The sequence below is a fragment of the Rhodoferax sp. SPJ21 genome, assembly GCF_058216335.1.
The window spans coordinates 654,980-680,912 of record NZ_JBYZMO010000003.1 but is presented as its reverse complement, the minus strand read 5'-3'; the positions used below and the strand labels follow the sequence as shown (position 1 = coordinate 680,912).

20 protein-coding genes are annotated in these 25,933 nt (G+C 64.7%); 6 read left to right on the top strand and 14 right to left on the bottom strand.

The genetic code is table 11. The features are described 5' to 3' along the window. Positions 1–23: 23 nt before the first annotated feature. The 5 genes from AC4BBN_RS18415 to AC4BBN_RS18395 form a co-directional block, all read right to left on the bottom strand. Entirely contained in the window at positions 24–1,103 is a 1,080-nt protein-coding gene (locus AC4BBN_RS18415; protein WP_490593454.1) for an ABC transporter ATP-binding protein, read from the bottom strand. A gap of 142 nt (positions 1,104–1,245) precedes the next feature. Continuing rightward, positions 1,246–2,145, bottom strand: coding sequence for a carbohydrate ABC transporter permease (locus AC4BBN_RS18410; RefSeq protein ID WP_490593453.1), 900 nt, complete (start codon positions 2,143–2,145; stop codon positions 1,246–1,248). A 2-nt stretch (positions 2,146–2,147) separates the two neighbouring features. Continuing rightward, positions 2,148–3,062 carry a carbohydrate ABC transporter permease gene (locus tag AC4BBN_RS18405; protein WP_490593452.1) on the bottom strand — a complete coding sequence of 305 codons (915 nt, stop codon included), beginning with the start codon at positions 3,060–3,062 and terminating at the stop codon, positions 2,148–2,150. Between the two features lie 72 nt (positions 3,063–3,134). After that, positions 3,135–4,376 carry an ABC transporter substrate-binding protein gene (locus tag AC4BBN_RS18400; protein WP_490593451.1) on the bottom strand — a complete coding sequence of 414 codons (1,242 nt, stop codon included), beginning with the start codon at positions 4,374–4,376 and terminating at the stop codon, positions 3,135–3,137. A gap of 85 nt (positions 4,377–4,461) precedes the next feature. Continuing rightward, positions 4,462–5,823 carry a GH1 family beta-glucosidase gene (locus AC4BBN_RS18395; protein WP_490593450.1) on the bottom strand — a complete coding sequence of 454 codons (1,362 nt, stop codon included), beginning with the start codon at positions 5,821–5,823 and terminating at the stop codon, positions 4,462–4,464. Positions 5,824–5,981: 158 nt separating this feature from the next. On the opposite strand from AC4BBN_RS18395, the gene AC4BBN_RS18390 reads away from it, so the two are divergent. Both AC4BBN_RS18390 and AC4BBN_RS18385 read left to right on the top strand, forming a co-directional pair. Continuing rightward, positions 5,982–7,946 carry a sensor histidine kinase gene (locus AC4BBN_RS18390; RefSeq protein ID WP_490593449.1) on the top strand — a complete coding sequence of 655 codons (1,965 nt, stop codon included), beginning with the start codon at positions 5,982–5,984 and terminating at the stop codon, positions 7,944–7,946. Further along, positions 7,943–8,590 carry a response regulator gene (locus tag AC4BBN_RS18385; protein ID WP_490593448.1) on the top strand — a complete coding sequence of 216 codons (648 nt, stop codon included), beginning with the start codon at positions 7,943–7,945 and terminating at the stop codon, positions 8,588–8,590. The genes AC4BBN_RS18390 and AC4BBN_RS18385 overlap by 4 nt, the downstream gene beginning before the upstream one ends. A 90-nt stretch (positions 8,591–8,680) precedes the next feature. On the opposite strand, the gene AC4BBN_RS18380 is transcribed toward AC4BBN_RS18385, so the two are convergent. Both AC4BBN_RS18380 and AC4BBN_RS18375 read right to left on the bottom strand, forming a co-directional pair. Then, a complete protein-coding gene (locus AC4BBN_RS18380; RefSeq protein ID WP_490593447.1) occupies positions 8,681–8,977 on the bottom strand; it encodes a DUF4148 domain-containing protein in 297 nt (98 codons plus the stop codon). Positions 8,978–9,097: 120 nt separating this feature from the next. Next, on the bottom strand, positions 9,098–9,394 hold the full coding sequence (locus tag AC4BBN_RS18375) for a DUF4148 domain-containing protein (RefSeq protein ID WP_490593446.1): 297 nt from the start codon (positions 9,392–9,394) through the stop codon (positions 9,098–9,100). A 463-nt stretch (positions 9,395–9,857) separates the two neighbouring features. Between AC4BBN_RS18375 and AC4BBN_RS18370 the strand changes: the two genes are divergently transcribed. From AC4BBN_RS18370 to AC4BBN_RS18355, 4 genes are all read left to right on the top strand, one after another. Beyond that, a complete protein-coding gene (locus tag AC4BBN_RS18370; protein WP_490593445.1) occupies positions 9,858–10,055 on the top strand; it encodes a hypothetical protein in 198 nt (65 codons plus the stop codon). Positions 10,056–10,058: 3 nt separating this feature from the next. Then, positions 10,059–12,680: a diguanylate cyclase domain-containing protein gene (locus AC4BBN_RS18365; protein ID WP_490593444.1), complete on the top strand. Its 2,622-nt coding sequence runs from the start codon at positions 10,059–10,061 to the stop codon at positions 12,678–12,680. Positions 12,681–12,795: 115 nt separating this feature from the next. Then, positions 12,796–13,197 (top strand): response regulator, encoded by a 402-nt coding sequence (locus AC4BBN_RS18360; protein WP_490593443.1) that lies wholly within the window; start codon positions 12,796–12,798, stop codon positions 13,195–13,197. After that, positions 13,175–14,524 (top strand): sigma-54-dependent transcriptional regulator, encoded by a 1,350-nt coding sequence (locus AC4BBN_RS18355; protein ID WP_490593442.1) that lies wholly within the window; start codon positions 13,175–13,177, stop codon positions 14,522–14,524. The genes AC4BBN_RS18360 and AC4BBN_RS18355 overlap by 23 nt, the downstream gene beginning before the upstream one ends. A 23-nt stretch (positions 14,525–14,547) precedes the next feature. On the opposite strand, the gene AC4BBN_RS18350 is transcribed toward AC4BBN_RS18355, so the two are convergent. From AC4BBN_RS18350 to AC4BBN_RS18320, 7 genes are all read right to left on the bottom strand, one after another. Further along, complete coding sequence (locus AC4BBN_RS18350; RefSeq protein ID WP_490593441.1) at positions 14,548–14,736, bottom strand: hypothetical protein; 189 nt, start codon at positions 14,734–14,736, stop codon at positions 14,548–14,550. Positions 14,737–14,745: 9 nt separating this feature from the next. Continuing rightward, positions 14,746–15,132 carry an MAPEG family protein gene (locus AC4BBN_RS18345; protein WP_490593440.1) on the bottom strand — a complete coding sequence of 129 codons (387 nt, stop codon included), beginning with the start codon at positions 15,130–15,132 and terminating at the stop codon, positions 14,746–14,748. Positions 15,133–15,253: 121 nt separating this feature from the next. Beyond that, the gene (gene pbpC, locus AC4BBN_RS18340) at positions 15,254–17,623 is read right to left on the bottom strand and encodes a penicillin-binding protein 1C (protein ID WP_490593439.1); all 2,370 of its coding nucleotides are present in this window, start codon (positions 17,621–17,623) and stop codon (positions 15,254–15,256) included. Between the two features lie 343 nt (positions 17,624–17,966). Continuing rightward, positions 17,967–18,656, bottom strand: a complete 690-nt coding sequence (locus tag AC4BBN_RS18335; RefSeq protein ID WP_490593438.1) for a hypothetical protein — start codon at positions 18,654–18,656, stop codon at positions 17,967–17,969. 65 nt (positions 18,657–18,721) lie between these two features. Further along, on the bottom strand, positions 18,722–19,084 hold the full coding sequence (locus AC4BBN_RS18330) for a hypothetical protein (RefSeq protein ID WP_490593437.1): 363 nt from the start codon (positions 19,082–19,084) through the stop codon (positions 18,722–18,724). Positions 19,085–20,262: 1,178 nt separating this feature from the next. Next, entirely contained in the window at positions 20,263–20,787 is a 525-nt protein-coding gene (locus AC4BBN_RS18325) for a DinB family protein (protein WP_490593436.1), read from the bottom strand. A 63-nt stretch (positions 20,788–20,850) separates the two neighbouring features. Next, entirely contained in the window at positions 20,851–25,932 is a 5,082-nt protein-coding gene (locus tag AC4BBN_RS18320; protein WP_490593435.1) for an alpha-2-macroglobulin family protein, read from the bottom strand. Position 25,933 lies beyond the last annotated feature (1 nt).

The window sequence follows — 25,933 nt, the reverse complement described above, 5'->3', positions numbered from 1 at the left end:
GGGCCGACCTGCTCTTGTTCTAGCTATAGGCGCTGCCCGCTTTCGGTTTCAAACAGCGACACCCGCTGTGCATCGCAACGCAGGCCCAAACTGTGGCCGCGCTGGTGCGGCGTGTGGCTTTCTGCCACCACCGACACGGCGTTGCCGCCCAGGTCCAGCCACAGCACGACGCTGGCGCCCATGGGCTCGGCCAGGGTGACGGTGGCCTGGCCGGCCGATGCGTCGGGTGCGGTCAGCTGGATGTGCTCGGGGCGTATGCCCAGCACGGCCGGTTGGCCCGGCACGGGACGGTTGGCGAAAGGGTAGTTGCTGACGTCCACGGTCAGCGCGGGCGCGCGCCACAGCAGGCGGCCGTCTTCGCCGACCAGCTTGCCCTCCAGAAAGTTCATGGTCGGCGAGCCCAGAAAGCCCGCCACGAAGCGGTTCACCGGCCGGTCGTAGACCTCGGCGGGCGTGCCGATCTGCTGGATCTTGCCTTCCAGCATCACCGCGATGCGGCTGGCCAGGGTCATGGCTTCGGTCTGGTCGTGGGTCACGTAGACCATGGTTTTGCCGATGTCGTGGTGCAGCTGCTTGAGTTCGCGGCGCAGCTCGTTGCGCAGCTTGGCGTCCAGGTTGCTGAGTGGTTCGTCGAACAAATACACGCCGGCATCGCGCACCAGCGCCCGGCCAATCGCCACACGTTGGCGTTGGCCGCCGGACAGCTGCGAGGGCTTGCGCTGCAGCAGCGGCTCCAGGTGCAGCATGGTGGCGGCGTTTTTGACGCGGCGGGCGATTTCATCTTTGGCAATACCGCTGATGCTGGGGCCGAAGGACATATTGCGCTCCACACTCATGGTGGGGTAGAGCGCGTAGCTTTGGAACACCATGCCAATGGAGCGGTCCTTGGGGTCGGCCCAGGTTACGTCCTTGCCGCCGATGTGGATGGCGCCATCGAACACGTCGATGAGCCCGGCAATGCTGTGCAGCAGGGTGGACTTGCCGCAGCCCGAGGGGCCCAGCAGCACCAGGAATTCGCCGTCCTGCACCTCCAGGTCCATGTTCTGCAGGATGTCTACATTGCCCAGGCGAATGTGGAGTTGTTGGATCGAAACGCTAGCCATATTGATTCCCTAATTCTTGTAAATGCCAAACGGCAGCTGGATTAGCAGCCTTCCAGAAACACCGCAGAACTGGCTCCGCCAGGCTGCTGGTGTTGCCCCCCTGAAAGGGGGGGCGGAAAGCGCTTGCGCTGTAGCCTGGGGGTTAGCCTTTCACCGCACCGGCGGCGATACCGCGTACAAACCAGCGACCCGATATGAAATAAATGAACAGCGGCACCGAAGATGTGAGGATGGTGGCCGCCATGTTGACGTTGTACAAACGCTCGCCGGTGGTGGTGTTGATGATGTTGTTCAGCTGTACCGTCATGGGCAGGTTCTCGCGCCCTGCGAACACCAGGCCCAGCAAGAAGTCGTTCCAGATATTGGTCACCTGCATGATCACCGCCACGATGATGATGGGGGTGGACATGGGTAGCATCAGCTGAAAGAAGATGCGCCAGAAGCCACCACCGTCGATGCGCGCGGCCTTCACCAGCTCCTCAGGAAGCGCCGCGTAGTAGTTGCGGAATAGCAGCGTCATCACCGGCATGCCGAAGATGGTGTGCACCAGCACGATGGCCGGCAGCGTGCTGAACAAGCCCAGCATCGACAGGCCACGCACCAGCGGGTACAGATGCACCTGGTAGGGTATGAAGGCGCCCAGCAGCAGCACTGCAAAGAACCAGCCCGCCCAGGGCCTGCGCCAGTAGGCCAGCGCATAGCCGTTCAAAGCACCCATGAAGATGGACAGGGCCGCGCTGGGGATGACGATCTTCAGCGAGTTCCAGAAGCCGACCTGTATGCCCTCGCACTTCAGCCCGGTGCAGGCGCTGGTCCAGGCCGCCACCCAGGCGTCCAGGCTGGGCTGGCTGGGCAGGGCGAAGATCTGGCCCAGGCGGATTTCGTCCATGGGCTTGAGCGATGTCACCACCATCACATACAGCGGCAGCAGGAAGAACACCGCGCTCATCAGCAAGAAGGCGTAGATGCCTACGCGTGCCGGCGTCAGCCAGGGCTGTGGCGGGCGCGGCCTGCGCACTTTGGGTTGGGAGTGTGTAGCCATGGTCAATGTCCCTTGCTCTGTGCACGTTCGATTCGGTTTTTGGCATACAGCCAGGGCAGCAGCAATACCAGCACGGTCAACAGCAGCACCACCGATGCGGCCGAGGCCAAGCCTATGTTGGCGCGGTTGAACAGATAGTCCATGATGAACTTGGCCGGTACCTCGCTCGCAATGCCGGGGCCGCCGCCGGTCATGGCCACCACCACGTCAAACACCTTGATCACCGCCAGCGACAGCAGCACGGCGGCCGTGGCGACGCTGGGCGCAATCATGGGCAGCACGATGCTCAGGTAGACGCGCCAGACGGGTATGCCATCGATGCGCGCAGCCTTCCAGATCTCCTCGTCCACCCCGCGCAGGCCGGCCAGCAGCAGCGCCATCACCAGCCCGGCGGACTGCCAGATAGCGGCAATCGCGATGGCGTAGATCACCTTGTCCTGGCTGATGATCCAGTCGAACTCGAAGTTGGGAAAGCCCAGCTGGCGCACAGCCTCCTGCAGGCCCAGGCCGGGGTTCAGCATCCACTGCCAGACCAGGCCGGTGGCCACAAAGCTCATCGCATAAGGGTATAAAAAAATGGTGCGCAGCAACCCCTCGCCGCGCACCTTCTGGTCGATAAACACGGCCAGCAAAAAACCGAGTACCAGGCAGGCCAGCACAAACACCACGCCAAACACCGCCATGTTCTGCAGCGACAGTGTCCAGCGTTCGGTGCTGAACAGGCGCTCGTACTGCGCCAGGCCCACGAAGTTGCTGCTGGGAAATGTTTTGGAGCTGGTCAGCGAGATGGCAATGGACCACACCACGGTGCCGATGTAGCACAGCAGCACAGTCAAGACCATGGGCAACAGCGCCAGGTTGAACGCCCAGTTCTGGCGCTTGCCACGGCGGCGCGTGGCGGGGGGGGAAGATGCCATTAAAAATCCTAGGGAACACACACGGGGCAGCGGCAGGGATGCGGGCCGATTGCCAGCATCCCTGCGCGGCGTTTAGCTCTTCATTGCGGTCTGCAGAGCTTTGACGACGTCATCCACCGACTGGTTGGTGTTCCAGTACTTGGAGATGATGTCGGTCAGCGGGCCCACCACGTCGGGCGGCAGCAGCATGTCGGGGTTGGCCAGGTGGCGGCTCTTGTCCTTCATGATGGCCAGGCCGGCCTGGGCGCACTGGTCCATCTTGCTGCTGTCTACATCGGTGCGGATGGGGATGGAACCCTTTTTGTTGTTGAACGCCACCTGGGTGGCGGCCGAGGTCATGGACGTGGCCAGCAGCAGCTGGGTCTTGATGGCAGCAGGGTCTTTGGTGCGTGGGAAGACGAACACGTCACCCGCAATGATGTAGGGCGACTTGGGGCCAAAGCCGGCAAAGCAGCCGAAGTCTTTGCCAGCCGTTTGCTTGGCGTTGGCGAACTCGCCCTTGGCCCAGTCGCCCATGATCTGGATGCCGGCCTTGCCGGTGATCACCATGGAGGTGGCGTCGTTCCAGTTGCGGCCTGGGGAGCCGGCGTCGGTATAGCTCTTCAGGCGCTTGAAGTCGGTCAGGATCTTGCGGAACGCGGGCGAGTTGATGGTGGCCGGGTCGCGGTCCTTCAGCACCTTCAGGTACATGTCGGAGCCGCCTTCATGCGCCAGCAGGCTGTAGAAGGTAATGAACTCTTGCCAGCCCTGGCCGCCCAGTGCCAGCGGCACCAGGCCGGCGGCTTTGAGCTTGTCCAACGCGGCAAACAGCTCGTCCGGGGTTTGTGGTTCGGAGGTGATGCCGGCCTTCTGGAATGCCGCCTTGGAGTACCAGAACCAGCTGGGCATGTGGATGTTTACCGGAGCGGCGTAGTAGTGGCCGTTGACCTTGATGCTGCTGACCACGGGGGCTGGCAGCATGCTGTCCCAGTTCTCCTTGGTGGCCACGGCATCGATGTCGTTCAGCATGCCTTCTTTGATGATGTCCAGGTACTGCTGCGAGGTGTTGAACTGGGCGGCGGTGGGCGGGTTGCCACCAACGATGCGGTTAATGGCTGCGGCGCGGGCGTTCTCGCCCAGGGCGATGGCCGAGTCCACCCACATGCCGCCGGATTTGTTGAAGGCGCTGGCCATTTCCTGGATGGCGGCAGATTCGCCACCGGAGGTCCACCAGTGAATCACTTCGGCCCGGTTTTGCGCCTGTGCGCCGGTGCCGGCCACAACTGCCAGGGTGGTGATGGCGCTGGCCACCAGGGTACGTGCAAATGTCTTCATGTAGTCTCCGTTTTTATAAAAGGGGCTTGCCGCCCCGGGGCTGAAATGGCCAGCCCGCGCGCCCCTTGGGCCGCAGGCCGGTAATTTACGCTTGCTTGCGTTGCTGCAAAAAGGCTTGTACCGCCTGGGCGCTGTGTTTGGGTGTGCGCACCTGGGTGGTGTAGTCCACATGGGTGATGCCGAAGCGGCGTTCGTAGCCGTAGGCCCATTCAAAGTTGTCCATCAGCGACCAGATGAAGTAGCCGCGCACATCCACGCCGGCCATCATGGCCTCGTTTACCGCCATCAGATGCCGCTCCAGGAATCGGATGCGCTGCGGGTCGGCCACGCCGTTGTCACCTACAGAGTCGTCGCTGGCCATGCCGTTTTCGGTGATGTAGATGGGCGGCAGGGTGGGGTAGCGTGAGCGGAAGTCGATCAGCAGGTCGCGCAGGCCCTGGGGGTAGACCTCCCAGCCCATTTGCGTGCGCTCTACCGTCATGTCGTGTGGGGCTTCGGTGTAGCGGCCATGGCCGTCGGCCTGCACCACGGTGCGGAAGTAGTAGTTGATGCCCAGGAAGTCCAGCGGGGTGGAGATGGTCTTCATGTCGCCCTCCAGCACCAGCGGCTCGGTGCCGGGCCACAGGCGGAAGATGTCCTGCGGGTAGCTGCCTAGCAGCAGCGGGTCCAGCACCCATTGGTTTTGCTGTGTCAGGCTCAGGTGGGCGGCGTCGCGGTCTTGCGGGCTGTCGGTGGCGGGGGTGGCTGCGCCGATGTTGCAGACGATGCCTTTCATGGACTGCGGGTCGTGCGCTTGCAGGGCCGGCAGGGCCAGGCCGTGGCCCAGCAGCAGGTGGTGCAGGGCCTGCGTGGTCTGGCGCAGGTCGGTAATGCCGGGGGCGTGGCGGCCAATGCCATAGCCCAGGTAGGCCGAGCACCAGGGCTCGTTCAGCGTGGCCCAGGCCGTAACCTTGCCGGACAGCTCACGCGCCATCAACTCAGCGTAGTCGGCAAAGCGGTAGGCGGTCTCGCGGTTGGCCCAGCCGCCCTTGTCCTGCAGGTGCTGGGGCAGGTCCCAGTGGTACAGCGTGACATAGCTTTGCAGGCCCTTTTCCTGCAAGCGGTCGAGCAGGCGTTTGTAGAAGTCCAGGCCCTTGGGGTTGGGCCGGCCTTTTTCGTCCATCACGCGGGGCCAGGCCACGGACAGGCGGTAGGCGTCCACGCCCAGGTTGGCGATCAGGTCCACGTCGGATTCCCAGCGGTGGTAGTGGTCGCAGGCGACTTCGCCGGTATCGCCGTGCAGCACGCGGCCAGGCTCGTTGCAGTAGGTGTCCCAGATGGAAGGCAGGCGGCCGTCTTCCTTGGAGGCGCCCTCGATCTGGAACGAGGCCGTGGCCACGCCGATCAGGAATTCGCGCTGCGCGATCGCCGAGTTGGCGGGAATATTCAGAGGGGGAATGCTTGGCATGGTGCTCCGTGGAGTGTGGGTGGGCTTGGTTGAGGGCGATGGTAGGAGGGCTACGCCAGCCCGTATGTCGGGAAAGTTTGACAAGCGCACTATCGGTATCCCTGAGAACGGGTAGCGCCACCCACCCGACAATGCGGCAAGTTTTTGCTATGGTGCCCATGCCCGATCCAACCCCAACGCCTACCCCAACCCCGACCGAAGGTGCTGACGGCCTGCCCGGCGTGCACATCCACCCCCACCGCCTGCAGACCGATCCGCACTTCGGCCAGGGCACGGTGTGGCGCTGGCTGTCCGAGGCGGTGCTGCTGGACCCGCGCGGCGAAACCCAGGCCCAGTCGGTGGTGGCGGCCAACAGCCAGCGCGTCTGGCAGATGCTGCGCGAAATGCCGGTGGGCCTGGTGCTGTACGACACCGACTTCCATGTGGTCTACCAGAACCGCGCCAGTGAGCTGATGACCGGCTTCAGCCAGGCCGAGGCCCTGGGCCGCTCTCCGGTGGGCCTGTGGATGCCCCAGGAGCAAGAGGCCAGCGCCCACGAATCCCTGCGCCGCATGCGCCAGGGCCGCATTGCACTCAACGGGCGCGGCATGCAGGTGCGCCGCAATGGCCGCGTGGCCTGGGTGCAGTGGTACACCACGCCGCTGTTCGATGGCGACACCTTCATCGGCTACCTGGGCACGCATACCGACATCAGCGAAGAGCTGCGCGCCCACACCGCCGTGCGCGCGGCCAAGCAGCAGGTGGACTTGCTGGTGGACGCAGCGGTGGACATCGCCATGCTGCAGCTGTCGCCCACCGGCCTGGTGCAAAGCTGGAACCGCAATGCCGAGGCCTTGTTCGGCGTGGCCGCCCTGGAAGTGCTGGGCATGGACGTGCGCCCGCTGCTGGCCCAGACCCCGCATGAGCAGGCGCGCGTGCAGCAGATGCTGGACGGTGCCGCCGGTGGCGAGCGCATGGAGTTTGAAGGTTGGCTGCCGCGCTGGCCGGGCAGCCGCTTCTGGGGCAACTTGCTGCTGTACCCGCAGCGCGACGAAGAGGGTCTGGTGGTTGCCGTGGTGCTGGTGGCGCGTGACCTGAGCGACCGCCGCCGGGCCGAGCAAAAAATACGCGAGAGCGAGGCCTTGCTGTCCGCCATCGTCGCCACCACCAGCGACGCGATTTTGGGCCTGGACGCGCAGGCCTGTGTGGTGTTTTCCAACCCCGCCGCGCAGCGTATCTTTGGGCGCAGCGACGCGCAGCTGCTGGGCCTGCCGCTGGCCGAGGTGTTGCCGCTGGCCGACCTGCCTACGCTGATTGGCGCAGTGCGTACCTTGTCGGGCAAGCGCCATGGCGGCGCGGCCTTGCACCTGGAGGCCTCGGCGTCCGAGACCCGGGTCAACGGCGAGGTGTTGTTCACCCTGACCGCGCGCGACGTGACCGAGCGGGTCGAGTCCGAGCAGGCCCTGCTGCGCTACCGCGAGCAGCTGTCGGCTCTGTCACGCCAGCTGCTGGAGGCCGAGCAGCAAACCAACCGCCGCCTGGCCCAGCTGCTACACGACCAACTGGGCCAGACCTTGACCACGCTGCGCATCTCGGTCGATGCCCTGCGCGCCCAGCTACCGCCCAGCCCCACCGAGGCCATCGATAAAAGCTGGAGCCGTGTCTCCAGCATGATCGACCGGGGCATGCGCGAGGTGCGCCAGGTGCTGGTAGAGCTGCGCCCGCCGCTGCTGCAAGAGCAGGGCCTGGGCGTGGCTTTGGACAATGAAATCCAGGCCGAGGCCGCTGGCCACGCCGCCGTGTCCATCCGCCTGCATATTCCCCCCACCATGGCCGACCGGCGCTGGAGCCCCGAGGTGGAATACGCCGTCTTTATGGTGGCGCGTGAAGCCATTGCCAATGCGCTGTGCCACGCCCAGTGCCAGCGCCTCACGGTGGGCATAGAACCCCTGGGCAGCCTGGGCCTGCGCCTGCTGGTGCAGGACGACGGCATAGGCCTGGGCCCGATAGGCCGCGCCGTCAAACCCGGCCACCTGGGCCTGGTGGGCATGCGCGAACGTGCGCAGGCTATAGGCGCATCGTTGAGTGCGCGCAGCGCCGACAATGAACGCGGCACCCTGATAGAACTGAACTACTCGCCATGACCGACACCCTGTACCTGGTGGATGACCACGCCATCCTGCGCGAAGGACTGCGCGCGCTGCTGGAGCCGGCGGGTTTTGTGGTGGTGGGTGAAAGCGGTGACCTGCCCACGGCGGTGCAGGACATCGTGCGCACACCGCCCGATTGCGTGCTGCTGGACTTGTCGCTGGGCGAGCGCTCCGGCCATGAGCTGTTGGCCGAGCTGCAGCGGCGCAAGATTGGCAGCCGTGTCGTTGTGCTGAGCATGATGGCCCAGCCCCGCCAGGTGATGGACGCGGTGCGCATGGGCGCCATGGGCTATGTGCTGAAGGGCGCGTCAGGTGCCGAAGTCATCACCGCTTTGCGCCACGCCTGCAACGGACAGCACTACTGGAGCAGCGCCATCGAGAAAGTGGCCCAGGAAGCCCTGCGGCCGGCCGAGCCGAATGCCCAACTGGAGCCCTTGCACACCTTGTCGCAGCGGGAGCGCCAGGTGCTGAACCTGGTGGTGCGTGGCCAGCCCAGCAGCAGCATCGCCCATACCCTGAGCCTGTCGGCCAAGACGGTGGAAACCTACCGCTCGCGCGTGATGGCCAAGCTGGGGGTCAGCGACATCACCGGACTGGTCCGGCTGGCGGTGAAAGAGGGGCTGCTCGACGGGGATTGAGCTTGTGTGAAAAAAGAGCTGCTCGCGCAGGATTTACCTGCACAAGCAGCTCTTTTTTTGATAGCGCCTGGTGGGTAGTGCGCAGGGCGATCAGCTGTGCTCGCGCGCCAGCTGGCCGGCTTCGCGGGCAGCAACCAGCTCGGCACGTACTTCAGCGCGGGTCTTGCTGCTGGTGGAGGTCAACACGGGGTACTGCTTGTCGTTGCCGAAAGGCGTGTTGCCGTCTTTCAGGGCTTGGGCAGCTTCGGCCTGCACGGCGGCGCGGATCAGGGTGCTGGCCACCTTGACGTCGGGGTAGTTGTTGTCGTTGCCGGCAAAAGCGGTGCTGGCGGCGGCAGAGGCCACGGCGATCAGGGCGGTGGCAGCGAATTTGAAATAGGCATTCATGGTGAATCTTTCGGTGGCTGCTGGGTGCAGCGCTGGGTTTCTAGGTTTCACTGGGTGCCTTGTCGCTATGCAACCCCGGGGTAGGGGGGATCGCATCGCACTCAAGGCACGTGTTTGGATTTAGCTGTGCTCACGCACCAGCTGGCCGGCTTCGCGGGCAGCAACCAGTTCGGCGCGTACTTCAGCACGGGTCTTGCTGCTGGTGGAGGTCAACACGGGGTACTGCTTGTCGTTGCCGAAAGGCGTGTTGCCGTCTTTCAGAGCTTGGGCAGCTTCGGCCTGCACGGCGGCGCGGCTCAGGGTGCTGGCCACCTTGACGTCGGGGTAGTTGTTGTCGTTGCCAGCAAAAGCGCTGGTGGCGGCCACGGAAGCCAGGGCGATGAGGGCGGAGGCAGCGAACTTGGTAGAGACAGACATGGTGATTTCCTTCAAGGGTTTGGAAAAAATGGGCTGCACGCAGTTGTTGTGTGCAGCCATGGTCGGTAGTAGCAGCGCCTGGTGGGGTGTTGTGTTTGCCGAATCCATGGGCTAAATTTTGGGCCTCCAGAGCCGGTTGCGGTTCCAGCGGCTTTGTCTGCATCGTTCTAAAAAATTGAATTTACGCACGCTCTGTGCGCAAAATAAGAATGTGCTAGGCCTCGGCCAGGCCGCCCACGTTTGTCGGTTTTCACCGACACGCCAAGTGCTTGATTCCATTGGTATTGCGGCGCGGGCCTGGTGCGTTTGTCGGGAAACACCGACAAACCTTGCCAGCCAAAATCCCCAAGTTCCTTGATTTCATTGGATATTTGTTCTGGCATGCATCTTGGAAGCACAACACGGTCTGCCGCAGACACGGTGTTCAACTTCTAACAACAAGGGGCTCGCGATGTCCGTTCTTATGATTCTTGTCCTCATTTCCCTGGCCGTGGTGCTGGTACTGACGATTGCTGCGGTTGCGTCTTCGCCGCCAAACTCGTTCCCTGTCCTGGGCCGTGTGCAGCGGGGCAACACCGGCCCGGCCCAGTTGCGCCGTTCTACAGACAAAAAGCCGCCTGAGCAGGAATCGCCTTCGGTTATCGCTGCCGGTTTTCAGTAAGCCATGCCGACGCTGCTGCGCCTGCGGGCGGGCGGAGGAGGCGTATGGGCCGGGGTGGTCAAGGCCTGGCTGTTGGGCAACAAGCCCCGCTACCGGCTGTGGATGTCGCCGTCCGCGCCGTGGCAGCAAAGGTTGGAGCGTGCGGTGGCCCTGCGCACCGCAGAATTGGAGCGGCAGCTGGACCAGATGCATGCACACCAATTGCAGCTGGAGGTGCTGGCCCACCACGACAGCCTGACCGGCCTGGCTAACCGCAAGCTGCTGCAGGACCGCTTCGCGTTGGCGGCAGATCGGTGGCAGAGCAGCGGCACGCGCTTTGCGCTGCTGATGCTGGACCTGGATGGGTTCAAGGCCATCAATGATCGCTACGGCCATGCGGCGGGCGATACGGTGCTGGTCGAGGTCGCGCAGCGCCTGGTAGCGGCCACCCGCGCCAGCGACACCGTGGCCCGCCTGGGCGGTGATGAGTTTGTGCTGCTGGTGGAGGCCGTGTCCGACGCGCAAGAGTTGCCGCAGCTGTGCACCAAGCTTCTGCAAACCCTGTGCGAGCCCGTGCAGCTGGACGCTGCTACGGCTTTGTCCGTGGGCGCCAGCATTGGCCTGGCCATGTACCCCGAGGATGGCATGGGCCTGCCGCACATGCTGCATGCGGCAGACCAGGCCATGTACGCCTGCAAGACCAGCGGCATCGTGCACAGCCAGCTGCGGTCGGCGCCGCGCAGGCCCGATCTGTCGCATCGACCTATCGCAGTGCGACCGGTAGGGGCTGAGGCCCCAGCCCGGCCCATAATGGCCTCCCATCCAGCCATCCGCCCCGCGGTGCCTCTGCGCGCCGCAGAGCCCCATGCCATGCTTTCTGTCGCCGACCTGCAAGCCCGGATACAGCAGCTGCAAGAGCAGTACCAAGCACTGCAGCGCGACTACCAGAACCTGCAGGCAGAAAAAATCCAGCAGCACATCGCCGCCGACCTGTGGCTGGCCCAGCGCACCCGCGAGCTGCAGGCCGAGGCGCTGGAGCAAAAGAAGGCCGAAACCCTGCAGCGCGTCTTCTACCGCATTGCCGAGCGTGCGGCGGCAGGCCTTTCGTTCTACGACTTCCTGCAGACAGTACACGGCCTGCTGGGCGAGCTGCTGTACGCCAAGAACTGCTATGTGGGTCTGTACGACGCGCGCAAGCACACGCTGAGCTACCCCTACTACGTGGACGAGCGGGACGGCGACACCATGCAGTGCAACGACGTGCCGTACTGCAAAGGTTTGTCCGAATATGTGCTGCGCACAGGGCAACCCCAGCTCATAGACCACCCGCGCTTTTTGGCGCTGCAGGCTGCGGGTGAGATCACCGAGGCCAGTGGCGACCTGAGCTTCACCAGCTGGTTGGGCGTGCCCATGTTCATCCAGGGTGTGGTCAGCGGCCTGCTGGTGGTGCAGGGCTATGAGCCGGGCATTGCCTACAGCGCGGCGGACGTGGGCATTCTGTCCTTTGTGGCCAACCATGTCAGCAGCGCCATCGAGCGGCACCAGGCGCTGGAAGAGCTGCGCAGGTCCGAGGCGCGTTACCGCACCGTGATTGAAAACGTGGGCGTGGGCGTGGTGGTGGTGCAGGGCGGCCGCATGGTGTTTGCCAACCCCAGCCTGGTGCGCATCGTGGGCTACCCGCTGGACTATCTGCTGTCCAACCCCTACACCGCAGCCGTCCACCCCGAGGATGTGGCGGGCATGGTGGACCGCCACCAGCGCAGGCTGCGCGGGGAAGAGGTGGAGTCGTTCTACAGCTTTCGCATCATCACGCAGGCGGGGGCGGTGCGTACGCTGGAGCTGTCGGCGGTGAAGATTGAATGGGGCAAGCGCGACGCAACGCTGATGTTCGTGGTGGACGCTACCGAGCGCCTGCACGCCGAGCAGGCCCAGCGCATGACGCTGCAAAAACAAGCCGAGTTGAACGCCATGAAGTCGCGCTTCATCTCCATGGCCTCGCACGAGTTCCGCACGCCGCTGGCCATCATTCTGTCGTCGGTAGAGCTGCTCAAATACTACGGAGACCGCCTGCCCGCCAGCGAAAAGTCCGAGGTCATCGGCACCATTGAAAGTGGCGTGCAGCGCATGACGGGCATGCTTGACCGCGTGCTGCAGCTGGGCAAGGCCGAGGCGCAGTTGCTGGAATTCCAGCCCCGGCAGATCCATCTTGCCGCGCTATGCCACAGCCTGGTGGACGATGCCTATACCCATACCCAGCACCAGCAGCCGGCCGCCACCTGCCAGGTGGTCACGGACTTCACCGCGCTGCCGCCCACCGGTTGTTTCGATGAAAAGCTGCTGCGCCACATCTTTGGCAACCTGCTGTCCAACGCCATCAAATACTCTCCGCGCGGCGGCACCGTGCGCTTCCGTGTCTATGTTGACGGCGCGCAAACAGTGTTCGAAGTGTCCGACCAGGGCATAGGCATTCCGGATGATGAGCTGCCGCACCTGTTCGAACCCTTTCACCGCGCCTCCAATGTGGGCGACATCCAGGGCACCGGCCTGGGCCTGGCGGTAGTGAAGAATGCGGTAGACCTGCATGGCGGCCAGATCGAGGTATACCGTGTGCAGCCCCAGGGCACCTGCTTTACGGTACGCATTTAGGCGGCAGTCTTTGTAGTGAGCGTATATTCCCGAAAACTACACGTTTATCCAACCTGTTCACCAGGACTGGCCCGCGCTGCCAGGGCCCGTGGATCACGGTTTTCGGGGAGTCGCTATGGCGCGTATTTTGGTGATCGAGGACGAGGCTCCGATACGTTCGAACCTGCTGCGCTTCCTTTTGCTGGAAGGTCACGAGGCCGAAGGTGTGCCCGATGGGCATCAGGGCCTGCAGGCCGCGTTGGGTGGTCCGCCCGACCTGATCTTTTGCGATGTCATGATGGCGCCCATGGGTGGTATGGAAGTGCTGGCCGCCATCCAGGCGATGGCGACGCTGCGGCAGGTGCCCTTCATCTTCCTGTCAGCCAGCGCCGAACCCGAGCGGCTGGACGAGGCCCTGCGCCTGGGAGCCAGCGGCTATGTGACCAAACCCTTCAACTTCTCGCAGCTGCGTGCGGTACTGCAGCAGTACCTGCCGGCCCACTGCGGTCAAGGCCATGGCGCGCATCCTGATTGTTGACGACGACCCCGCGCTGTTGCGTCTGCTGTCGCTGCGTCTGCACTACGAGGGCCATACCGCCATCGAGGCGCCCCACGGCGCTGCCGCCTTGGCACTGCTGGACCAGGGCCTGCCGCACATCATGATCACCGACCTGCAGATGCCCGGCATGGACGGACTGCAGCTGTTCGAGGCCGTGCACCGCCGCTACCCCTTGCTGCCGGTACTTATGCTGACAGCCAACGGCAGCATTGCCCATGCCGTGCAGGCCATGCAGCGCGGCGTGTTTGGCTACATCACCAAACCCTTTGAGGGCGCAGACCTGATGCGTGAGGTGCACCGGGCGCTGGAGGTCTCGTCCGCTCTGGGCGCCGACATGCCCAGCCCGGACGGCGGCGAGACCTGGCGCGAGGCCATCGTCACGCGCAGCCCGCGCATGGAAAAGCTGCTGGCCGAGGCCCGGCTGATGGCGCAAAGCGATGCCTCGGTGCTGATCTACGGCGAGAGCGGCACCGGCAAAGAGCTGCTGGCGCGGGCACTGCACGCGTCCAGCGCGCGCGGCGCCGAGCCCCTGGTGGCGGTGAACTGCGGCGCCATCCCTGAGAACCTGGTCGAGTCCGAGCTGTTCGGCCACAGCAAGGGCGCTTTCACCGGCGCGGTGCGTGACCACGTAGGCATGTTCACCAGCGCGCACCGGGGCACGATTTTTCTGGATGAAATCGCCGACCTGCCGCTGGCCATGCAGGTCAAGCTGCTGCGCGTGCTGCAGGAGCGCGAGGTGCGGCCGGTGGGCGCGTCGCGCTCGCACAAAGTGGATGTGCGGGTGATCTCGGCCAGCAACCGGAGGCTGGAGGACGAGGTGGCGGCAGGCCGCTTCCGCGAGGACTTGTTTTACCGCCTGAATGTGGTGGGCCTGACCCTGCCGCCCCTGGCCGAGCGGCGTGAAGACGTGGTGCTGCTAGCCAACCATTTCATGCGCAGCCTGTCGCAGCGCTACGCCAAGAACATCAGCGCCTTTGCACCCGGCGCGCTGGAGCAGCTCAGCACAGCGCCATGGCCCGGCAATGTGCGGCAGTTGCAAAACGTGGTGGAGAAATGCGTGGTGCTGTGTACCGGCAGCATCATTGCGGCCAGCCTGGTGCAAGGCGCGCTCAGCAGCCAAAGCTCCGATCTGTTGCCGCTGGACGAGGCGCGCAAGGAGTTTGAGCGCGGCTACCTCACCCAGCTGCTGAAGATCACCAACGGCAACGTGGCCCAGGCCGCCAAGCTGGCGCAGCGCAACCGCACCGATTTTTATGCCCTGCTGGCGCGCCACCAGATCGAGTCGGCGCAGTTCAAGATGGGCTGAATAGACTGGTTCAGCGGACTGGTTCAGCGTTTGCGCAGCTTGTAGGCCGCCACCAGCACGCGCACGCCCACCAGCAGCGCCACCGTGCCATAGGCCGCCCATTGCAGCTGGCCGGTCATGAAGCTGCCGGGCAAGATGTTCAGGCCTTGCAGAATCCAGGTAACACCGGCCAGTGCCAATAGACCGCCCAGGATGAAGAGAAAAGTACGCATGGCCGGGCCTTACCTTAGGGTTGCCAGCAACGCACCCAGGCCTGCGCCACCCAGCAGTATCAGCGTGGGGGCGACGCTGATTGCGTAGCCCACTGCGCGCTTGGCGGGGTCTTGGGCGTAGGCGCGCCAGTAAACGAAGCGGCCCAGCACGTAGACCACGCCAACCCCGGCCACCAGCAGTGGCGACCAATAGCGCGCAGCCATGTAGAGCGATGGTAGGTAGATCAGCAGCATCTCCAGCGTATTCATCTGCACCCGGTATAGCCGCTCGAACATGGGGTGACCGCTGATAGCCGGGGCTTTGACCCCGTACTTCGTGCGGGCCTGCCCAACCAGCGCGGCGAAGAATACGAATTGCACAAGTGCGAGAACCGCCACCAGATCCACCCAAGCCATAGTTGTCTTTCCCAAAAAGATTGAAGGAGCGACTATAGCCCTGCCCGGACAGGTTTACGAAGTAAATGCCCGTAGCGCAAGTTCTACGTGCGCTAGCAGCTATGAAAACGATAGTAAGCCGCTAGCGCACGGCAAAGCGTACCTGTTCAAAGCGCCCGGCGCCGTCCATGGCGGTCAGCGCATGCGGGCCGGGTTCGGCCAGCGGCAGGCGCAGGCTGCCGGGTGTGTTGCCGGCCTGCTGGGTAGAGCCCACCCAGCGGCCGTCCAGCAGCCAGACCACCGGCTCGGTGGTGCCCAGTGCCTGCAGCTGCAGCGTCAGGCTCTTCTTGCCGGGCACGGCGTGTAGCACGCTGCCGGGGTCTATGCCGGTGATGCGCAGGCTGCGGCTGGGTGTTTGGTGGGCGCAGGGCGGACCTAGTGGCAGGCGCTCTACCGCGCTGCGCTGGGCGGGCTCTATCCAGGGTTGCAGCAGGGTGGGCCAGCGCGCATATTCCACCGCGTGCTGGGCGTTGCCGGGCTGGCAGCCGGGGCGCAGGCGTTCGCGCTCCTGGCTGTCTACCCAGGCGGTATCCAGCAGGCTGTGCGGGTTGACGCGGTCGGGCAGGGTGGGGGGGGCGGTGTCGTCCAGCGTCCAGGCACTGCGGCGCACGGCGCAGTGGGCCGGGTCGGTGGCGCTGGCGGCCAGACCCAGCGGCCAGCAGATGTCTTGCGCGTGCACATTGGCGGGCACGGGCCGGCTCTGGGCGGAAATGGGGCCAAGTGCTGCCAGCAGGTCTTTCACCAGCGGGGCGGCGGTGTTGGCACCGAAGTGGCCGGGGTTGGGCGTGCCGTCGGGCCGGCCCACCCACACGCCCAGGGTGTAGCGGTCGGTCACGCCGATGGCCCAGGCATCGCGAAAGCCAAAGCTGGTGCCGGTCTTCCAGGCCACGCGGGCGCTGGTCTCGCGAAACGGCGCATCGGGTCGGCCACCGTTTTCCAGAATCTCGCGCACGATGAAGGCTGCGCCGGGGCTCATCAGCCTCGTGTCGGTGTGCGGTGCGTTGGGCGTCAGCCGGGGCAGGCCGGCCACGCCGTTGCGCGCCAGCGCGGTGTAGGCGCCCACCAGTTCTTCCAGCGTGGTGCCCGCGCCGCCCAGTATCAGGCTGAGGTTGGGCGTGGCGCCTTGCTGCATGCGCAGCTTGAGCCCGGCATTGCGCAGCTGGCCTGCAAAGCGCGCCGGGCCTATGCGGTCCAGCAGGTCTACCGCTGGCACGTTGAGCGAGCGCTGCAGCGCCTCGCTCACGCTCACCGGCCCGGTGAAGGTGGCCTGGAAGTTACCCGGCGCGTAGCCACCAAAGTTCTGCGGCGCGTCGATCAGCAGGCTCTCGGAATGGATCAAGCCCTCGTCCAGCGCCATGGCGTACAGAAAGGGTTTCAGCGTGGAGCCCGGCGAGCGCACGGCGCGCACCATGTCTACGTGTGCGGCGCGCGCGTTGTCGCTGAAGTCGGCCGACCCGGCATAGCCGCGTATCGCCAGGCTGTCGTTGTCCACCACCAGCGCGGCGATGGAGACGGCATCGGGCAGGCTGCTCAGGCGGTCCAGCAGCACCTGCTCCAGGCGGATCTGCAGGCCGGCGTCCAGCGTGCTTTGCACTATGCCGTTCGGGTGGGGCTGGCGGCGCAGGCGCTCGGCGGCCAGCGGGGCTAGCCAGCGGGCTTTGAGTGGCGGGGCGAACACGCGCTCCAGCAGAGCGTCTTTGACCAGCGCGGCGTCCCACAGGCCCAGGGTCTGCATGCGCTGCAGCACCTTGTCGCGCGCGGCCTGGGCGCGGCCCGGGGCGCGGTCGGGCCGCAGGCGCGACGGGCTTTGCGGCAGGGCCACCAGCAGCGCGGCTTCGGCCGGGCTCAGGTCGCGGGCCGACTTGCCCAGGTACGCGCGGCTGGCCATTTCCACCCCCTGTACCTGGCCGCCCATGGGCGCGTGGTTCAGGTACAGGGCCAGGATGTCGCGCTTGCTGAGGTGCCATTCCAGCTGCAGCGCGCGGGCGATCTGGCGCAGCTTGGTGCGCAGGCTGCGCGGTGCCGGCCCGCCGTCGGGGTCGTTCAGCTCCAGAATGCGCGCCACCTGCATGGTCAGTGTGGAGCCGCCAGAGACGATGCGCCCATACCGCCCCCACTGCCACAGCGCGCGCGCAAGGGCGATGGGGTTCACGCCCGGGTGCCAGTCGAACCAGCTGTCCTCGTACTGCAGCAGGGCTTGCAGATAGCGCGGCGACACGGCCTCCACGGTAGTTGGCTGGCGCAGCGCGCCGTCAGTACTGGCCCAGCTGCGCAGCGGCGTGCCGTCTTGCGCCAATACCACCAGCGTGCCGGGTGGCGCCAGGCCGGTGCGGGCGGCCTCGGGGAGGGGGAAGAGCCGGTCTAGCGTCCAGAGCGTAGCCAGCAGCAGGGCCAGCCCGATGAGCGGGCGGCGCCAGGGCTGGAGGCGGCGAAGGGCTGAGAGCGGGGGCACGGGCTTGTGGGGGGAATAGCTTGTTGGCGCAGATGATATCTGCGCGGGTTGCTATGTTTTTGGGAGCGGTTGGCTGGGCTGCTATGGTGTGCTGAAGTGTGGATAGTGGGCGCTACGTCGGCGAATGGGGGCAGGCTGTGCCCTGGCTTTAGTGGTCAGATCGGTGCAGGCACGCCCTTGATCGGATGGATCGGAAATGTTGCGCCGAGGTACTTTTACAGCCTCAACGCCCTAGTTAACCGGCGCCGGAGCGCGAAGCGCGGAGGGTACCGACACAGGCCATGAGGACGCCGAATGCATGGCCAGTGTTGGCCCGACCAGCTAGGCGACGGATATTTGCGCATTACCTGGGCTTCCAGAGACTAAAGCAGTATTCGCAGGTGATGTCATAGACATAGACCTCTTTGAACTGATGTGCCGGACTAGATTGCTCTATGAACTTGCGTAGGTAGTCCCAGTCGTCAGGAGTGTAGAGAGTGTCAAGGCTGCAGCTTACTATCAGTGAAGTATCCTCTGGATATGGCTTTTGGGCTTTGTCACGTATCCGGTCTAGCAAGCGCTCCGAGAATCGCTCAACGAAGTCCTGGTTGGTGTGAACTACGGGTGCCGATTCGATAGATCGGTCTTTAAGCCGCTTGAGACCGTCTGCGCCAAATGCAAAGCCTTGCTCGTTTAGTAGCTCGCGGCTCAAGTAATCATTCGGATGGGTTGCGCATGTGACTTCGAGGTAGGCTTTACTTGGATAGTAGCCTTCGTCGATATATGCGCCTACCTGACTAAGTTCTGCATCGTGCTGCTGATTGCCGGACTTCCACCGTACAGAGATGTACCTACCTGTACGGTACTTCGCTTGGACGTACTTGCAAATGGGGAGAATTTCCTCCAAAAGCTTCTTCTCGACGTCTGAAGCTCGCATTCTCAGTCGTGAGACACCATCGGTTCCGGCTCTAATTTTCTCAAAGAGTTCGTACGCGAGCGAGCAGAATTGCAGGCCGTCAATCAGCTGGTCATCGAACCTATCCAATGCGCTCATGTGGAGTTGCTCATAGCGTTGAAATTGCTGTTTGAAGACATGCCAGGGTGATGCGAGTAAATCTCTTACCAGTCGCGCCATTCGCTTGCTGGACCTTCACCACCGCCGTACTTTGATGGGTCAAGTCCGGCCGCAACGGCTATCGTATTGATCAATTCGCACAAGTCCTCACGTTCACCTGTTTCGATAAGACTCTCATCTGCCTCATTGAGCGTGTTTAGTGCGACGACAGCCTTTTCAATCGCTGCCAGCTTGACCGGCTCGATTGCGTCAGCCCCGGCTTGGATGAGGTCAACGATCAGTTGATCAAAAACGTCAGCGAATGCGGAGCACGCTTCCGTGGTGTACTGCTCAAGCTCGCTTTCCTTCCAGAGGTTAAACGGGTAGCCAGTTTTTGTGGCGTTGAGCCTGTCGTTGTAATCGCTCATTGGTCGTTCCCTGTGAAATGTTTTTATCGATGATAGAGGGCTGGCGCCCAGGCCCGCTCTGGCTAGACCGCGAAATCTGCAGAATAAAAATGTCGTTGAAAGCGATGAACCACTATAGCCCGGCGTAGCTATTGAGGCCCCGATCTGCAGCCATCTTTCCCTCAAAATGTGGAGCTACTAGTTGCTCTATTTTTCGTAGCTGCTCGCGCATATGGAATTTGTGCTGGAGCTTGGTTCATTTGAAGATTTACATGTGGTTTGGGGTGGTGCGGATGGTGCCTGGCGTCTATGCGATCCCTGGCCGGGAGTTCGCCCCGGCGGGCGAGTAACTTGTTCTTTTGCGCAAAAGAAAAGTCACCAAAAGAAAGGCGCCCCCACTGTCTGCGCCCTCCGCTGGCGCTACGGGAACCTGCGGTGCTCGCTTTGGTCGGGGTCTGGCTAAACTCGCCTGCGGCTCAGACAACGCCAGCCCTGATCCGCCCAAAGCTGTGCTCCTCGGCGCATACAGAGGGGGACCCCGGGGATCGGGATCGGGATCGGTGGCGCGCAGCGCCACATCGCGCCTAGGGCGCGAATTTGCCCTCACCCCAACCCTCTCCCCGGCGGGGAGAGGGGGCTATACCGGCGCCAAAATCGCGCGTGTCTCCGCTTTACTCCCTCGCCCCAGCGGGGAGAGGGTTGGGGTGAGGGTCTCGCGTGCGACGCGATGCCCGGCGCAGCCGGGCTGGATGTTTGGCTGTCCGCTCCCACGCCGTGTGGCGTCGGCGAGTAGCGCAGGGCTGGGCGGATCAGGGCCCGCGATTGTTTGAGGCCGTAGGCCGAGTTCGAGCGGGACCCCGCACAGACCGAGCAACGCAGCGTACCCGGAGCGCAGCGCAGGGGCGACGACTTCGGCTGGCCTTTTTGTGGTTACTATTTTTGGCCACGCAAAAATAGTGACTGCGCCGCCGGGCGCACTTCCCGGCCGGGGATGCCAATGGCGCTATCAGCGCCCAAAGAACCTACAAGCCAAATCGACCGCTAGCGCAGAAGATACCAGCGTGAGCAGCTATCAATTTGAGAGTTAACGGTTATCCGGCCCTGGGGTCAGAGCCGAAATGCGGGTGGGCGTGCTGGGCTCTAAAGGGCAGGGTGCGCGCAATTCGGATCTGACCCCATGGCCTAGCGCCGAGGTGCCTCTAGGCCGGTTCGCGCCGCTGCGGCTCTGCGGCGTGGATGAAGACGGTGTAGGTGTCCGCCGGGCGCGGGGCTTGGGCCAAATCCAGCGCATGGCCTATGGCGCCGCGGTGATAGGTGCCGTGGTTGACGAAGTGAAACAGCGCTTCCTCCCGGCTCAGGCGGCCGGCCTGGCCGTCTACAAACTGGAAGTGGATGGGTTCAGCAAGCTGCTCGGGCGACAGGGCGGCGGCATAGGGCAGCAGCCAGGCGTTGGATGCGGACAGCCTGCGGTCCAGTTCCGCCAGGGTGGGTACTGCCTCCGTGTTGGTGCTGGTATGGGGCTCTGGCTGGCCAAGCAGGCGGGCGCGGAAGAGTTCTTCCACCCGCACCATGTGGTTCAGCTGCTGGCGGGCGAAGGCCAGGGACGATGGGAAGCGCTGTGCGTCAATCTGGGCCACGGCGTCCAGAGTGCGGCGGTCGGCCCATTGTTTGTAGCGCAGGGCGTTGTTCAGCATGGGGTGGGCTGTGGACTGAAAGTTATCCATGAAATTGGCTGCTAGCGCATATATTACCTGCGCTAGCAGCTACTCCTTTGATAGCAGACCTGCTTACTTGGCGCGCGGGTCCGTCACCACCACGTCGGCCTCGGGCTTGCCCACACCACGGACGTCGGGGCGGTACATGTCCTCGGCGAATGGAGCTGGCACCACGAACTTGCCGGGGGTGACCACGCGTAGCAGGTAGAACAGGTCGAGCTTGCTGCCGTTCAGCTCGGCGGCCACCACGAAGCGGTCGTCGCGGTACTCGCTGTGCTTAATGCGCTCGTTCTGCAGGGCCTGGCCCACGTTCACGCCTTCTACGGTGAACTCGCTGGCCTGCACGCCCTGGCTGAGGTTGAGGTTTTCTACCTCCATGCCGGCGGGGATGCGGTCTATCACCATCGCGTCCTTGACGCGTTGCTTGGCCTGTACGCGCAGGCGCACCACCACCATGTCACCGGTCTTGAACTGGCGGGTGTCGAGCTTGGTGCCGGCGGTGGACCACCAAGTGCGCTCCAGGCTGATGCGGTCGTCTTGCGGTGGCAGGGGCTTGACGGGGTAGCCCTCGGCGGCGACTTCGACGAACAGCGGTTCGCTGTTCTTGCTGGTCAGGCTGATGCCGCGTTTGAGTGCGGCCACGTCGAAGCTGCGCAGCTCGGTGGTCTTGCTGCTGAGGTTTTCGCTGGTGGCGCCGGTTTGCAGGCTGGCGGTCCAGGCCTGGTCGCCCGCACCACTGGAGGCACCTGCAGCGCGGGCTGCCAGGAACAGGGCCAGCTTTTCCTGGGTGGAGTAGTACTGGCGCTTGTCAAAGTCAGCGGCCAGGTCCAGCAGCAGGTTCTCACGCTGCGGGTGGGCGACCTTGTGGCGCAGCAGCAGGGCGTAGGCCATGGCCTTGTCGCGCACGCGCGAGCCGTAGTCGCCAAGCCATTCGCCCCAGTAGTAGCCGTCGGTGGCGGGGTTGATGCCGTAGTCCAGCTTCAGGGCTTCGCCGAAGGCGGTTTTGGCGCGGGCCTCATCCCCCATCAGCTGCAGGGCCAGGCCCAGGTGCACCAGCACCAGTGGCGAGCGGGCGTTGCTGCGGTAGTCGTCGAACAGGGTGCGCAGCGTGGCCAGCGGGGCTTTTTGCGCACGCGCCAGGATGTAGCCGGCGTGGGCGGCTTCAGACAGGCGCTCGTGCGCCATGCGCAGGAGGTCCACCTCGCGGTAGTCGTTGAGGCGGCCCTGGGCGTCGCGGTGCAGCTCTTTCGGCAGCTTGGTCTGCAGGCCGGGGGCTTTCTGGAACTGCTCCAGCAGCGAGTTCAAGGCGCGGGTCTGCATGCTCTCGGGCACGGCAAAGCCGGCGTCGTGCGCGTCCTGCAGGAAGCCGGTGACATAAGCGCTGAGCCAGGCCTCGTAGGGGCTGTTGGCGGCCCACAGGCCGAAGCCACCTTGCGGCTGCTGCATGCCGGCCAGGCGGCCAAAGGCCACGTCCAGGCGCTTGGCGCGCTCTTCGCGCGACAGCGGCTTCATGCCGAAGGCGGTGGCGCCCGCTTCTTCGATAAAGACCAGGGGGTAGGCGCTGCTGGTGGTCTGCTCCAGGCAGCCGTAGGGGTACATCAGAAGGCCTTGCACGGCGGCGCGCACGTCGATGGGCGGCTTGTTCGACAGGCTGAGGCTGACGCGGGCCGAACCGGCCCAGAAGGCGTCAGTCAGCGCGGGGTCCACTTTGTAGCTGCCATCCGGCTCCACGCGCACGCGGCGCAACTCACGCACCAGCGGGGTGGCGGGCTGCACCTGCAGCGCGGCTTCGCGCACCACCTTCAGTTTGCCGGCGGTGACGGTGAGCTTGATCGGCGCCAAGCCGTAGGCGTCGGTGGCCTCGGCCGTGTAGCGCAGAATGCTGCGCTGCTTGTCGGCCAGCTTCACGGGGGCTATCTGGGCGTTCACGCCGGTGATCTTCAGGGGGCTGCTGGCTTCGATCTGCACCTTGACCTCTTGCGGGCTGCCGGACAGGTTGGTCACGTCCAGCGCGATGGTGGCCACGTCGCCCGGCGCGATGAAGCGCGGCATGGACAGCTCGGCCACCAGCGGGGCGGCGACCACCATTTCTGCATCGGCGCTGGCGTAGCTGTCGGGCGTGCTGGCCACGGCCATCAGGCGCAGCGTGCCGTTGAAGTCGGGCAGGTCCAGCGGGATGGTGGCCTCGCCATTGGCGTCCAGTTGCACCGGGCCGCTGAACAGGTCCACCAGGCGCACCTTGCGCGGCATGCTTTGGGTGTCACGCTTGCTGGCGTCGCCGCCGAAGCGTTGCTTGGCCTGGTTGCCGTCCATCTTCTCGATCAGCTTGCCGTAGATGTCCAGCAGGTCGGCGTCATAGCGGTGCTTGCCGAAGAAGAAGTCCACCGGGTTGGGCGTGGCGTAGCGGGTGATGTTGAGAATGCCCACGTCCACGGCGGACAAGGTGACCATGGCCTGGCCGGCCTTGAGGGGCTTGCCGGCGGCGTCGGTCAGCTTCAGCTTCACGGGTACTTTCTGCTCGGGCACGGTTTTGGCCGGTGCGGTGATGGCGAGTTTGAGCTTGCGTGCATCGCGGTTCAGCGGCAGGTGCACCAGGCCCAGGGCACGCGCCGGGGTGATCCGGTCGCCCTGGCTGCCAGGGCGGAAGGCCACTACGCCTATGTACAGGTCGTGCCGGTTCCAGGCCGGGTCTACCGGGATCTCGATGGAAGTACCGCTGGCGCTGACGCTGACGCGCTTTTGGTACAGCACGCGGTCGCCTTCCACGGTGACCAGGGCTTCGCCGTCGTGCGGCGGGGTGATGGTCAGCTTGGCGCGGTCACCGGCCTTGAACGGTGCGCCTTCCAGCTTCAGGCCCACGCGGTCGGGGCGGTTGCCCATGTCGTCGGCGTCTTGGGCGCCCCAGCCGGCGTAGAAGCGGTAGCGCGCTGTCTGGCCGGTGGTCGGGTCGTTGATCTCCAGGCGGTAGCGGCCGTATTTGACGGGCAGGGCGATCTTGCTGCGGGCGGCCAGGTTGATACTGCGGGCCTCGATGAGTTCTTCTTCCTCGTGGTAGCCGCTGTTCCAGCCCCGGTTGTCGTCGTAGCGCCAGTACCACTGGCGTTCCTCGCGCAGCAGGCGGATCTGCAGGCCCTTGGCGGGCACGAACTTGCCCTGGGTGTTGACGCGGGCGAGTTCAAATTCGGCCAGGCCGCCCTCGGCCGCGATGTCGCGGTCAAACAGGGGGCGTATGCCGACCAGTTCGGCGGCGGGCCACCAGGCGCGCTCGATGGAGCGCACCACCGGGCGGCCGCCCGATTCCAGCAGGCTGAAGCTGGCGCGCACCTGCATGGGCGAGCTGCGTTCGCTCAACTCCAGCGGCACATCGACCTCGGCCTTGCCGGCCTCGTCCAGGGCGTTTTCGCCCAGGTCTTGGCGCTTCCTGGCGCTGTCGTCTGCGATGTCGCCAAAGATGAAGCCAGGCCAGGTTTGCGGCAGGGCCACGCGCAGGCGCTCCACCGCCAGGCTGGCCAGCAGGCGGTTGCCGGCAGCAGGGGCGCCGTAGAGGTAGTTGCCCTCGACCTGCACCGTGAGTGCGGCCTTGTCTTGCAGCACGGCGTCGGGGGCTTTCAGGTCCAGCTTCATGCGCTCGGGCAGGAACTCTTCGACCTGGAAGCTCCAGGCGGCGTCGGGCCGCTTGGCGCCGGGGTCTACGCGGGCCTCCAGCAGCCAGCGGCCAGTGGGCGCGTCGGCTGGCAGGTTCAGCGCTTGTTGGTAGTAGGCCGTGCCGCTGGTGGACGGGCGCACTATCTGGGTGGACACGCTTTCGCCGTCTGGCCGTTTTAGCACCAGGGTGATGGGTAGGGCGCCGCCGGCCTGAGAAGCGGGGAGGGGGGCGGGCAGGGGTTTGCCATCGGCATCACGGGCCAGCACTGACACGGTGAATTGCTCGCCCGGGCGGTACAGGTCGCGCCCGGCGTAGACGAAGAGCTTTTGGTTGCGCGAGGGGTAGCCGCCTACGTCGTATTCCGACAGGTCCAGCGCCGGGTCGCGCAGCGCGATGACCGACATTTCCTTGCCTTTGCGGGCGACGATGGCGCGGCCTTTGTCGGTGCGGCCGTCCAGCACGGCGTGGCCGTCACCATCGGTGTTGACCTGGGCCAGGTTCTTGCCGTTTTCATCGATCAGGGTGAGCTCGATACCGCGTAGGGCTTCGCCGCTTTTCAGCGAGGTGGTGAACACGTCGGTCTGCTCGGCATGGCGGCGCACATGCAGGCCGATGTCGGTCACGTAGAAGTAGGTGACCTGGAAGTCCCAGCCAAAGCGGCCGGGGGTGTTCATCACCGCCACGTAGACGCCGGGCTCCTGCAGTTCCTTGATCTTTTCGACCGGCAGAAAGCTGACGTTGCGCCGATTCGGCCGTGCATCGGTGGTGAAGCGCGACACATAGACGCTGCTGGACATCTCTCGCAGCTTGTCCAACTGGTAGCCGCCTACCGTGCCCTTGAGTTTGCTGCCGGGGTCTTGGTAGCCGTAGTCGTAGTCACCTTCTTCTTCGTCGCTGTGGTTGCGGCGGTCTGGGCGGCCACCGACTTGCTCCAGGAAGGCGGGGAGTGCATCGGCATTGACGCGCAGGAACTGCACGTCCACCTCGGGGGTGTTGATGGTGACCACTGGCAGGCCGCCGTTCTGCCCTGCGGGCAGCACGATGCCTTTGCTGGCGAAGTAGAAGGATTCGGGCATGGCCTCGCTCTTCACGCTGCAGCTGTGCGCCGCGCCCAGGGTGCCGCCGGCAGCGGCTGTCAGGCCCTCGCTGAGCGCGATGTTGTAGGTGCGGTCGGGTGTGGCAAATGGCAGGTAGAGCACGCGCGGGTTGTCGCCCAGCACCCAGCGTGCGTCGATCGGGCGGGCGCTTTCGGGTTTGTCGCCTTCGGTGGCTTTGATCAGCTTGGCCCAGTCCTGCGAGCGCGCCAGGGGCTGGGTGAACATCACGGCCAGGGCCGGGGAGCCGTCCAGCAGCCGGGCCTTGCAGTCCACCCAGGCAAAGGGTTCTGCGCTGCCCACATCCACGCGGCTGGGCGTGGACGGTTGTGACAGATACCAAGCAACGCCAGCAGCCACGGCGGCAACGATGGCAAGCAGGGCGGCGAAGAGGCGCCAGGAACGAGTTTTCATG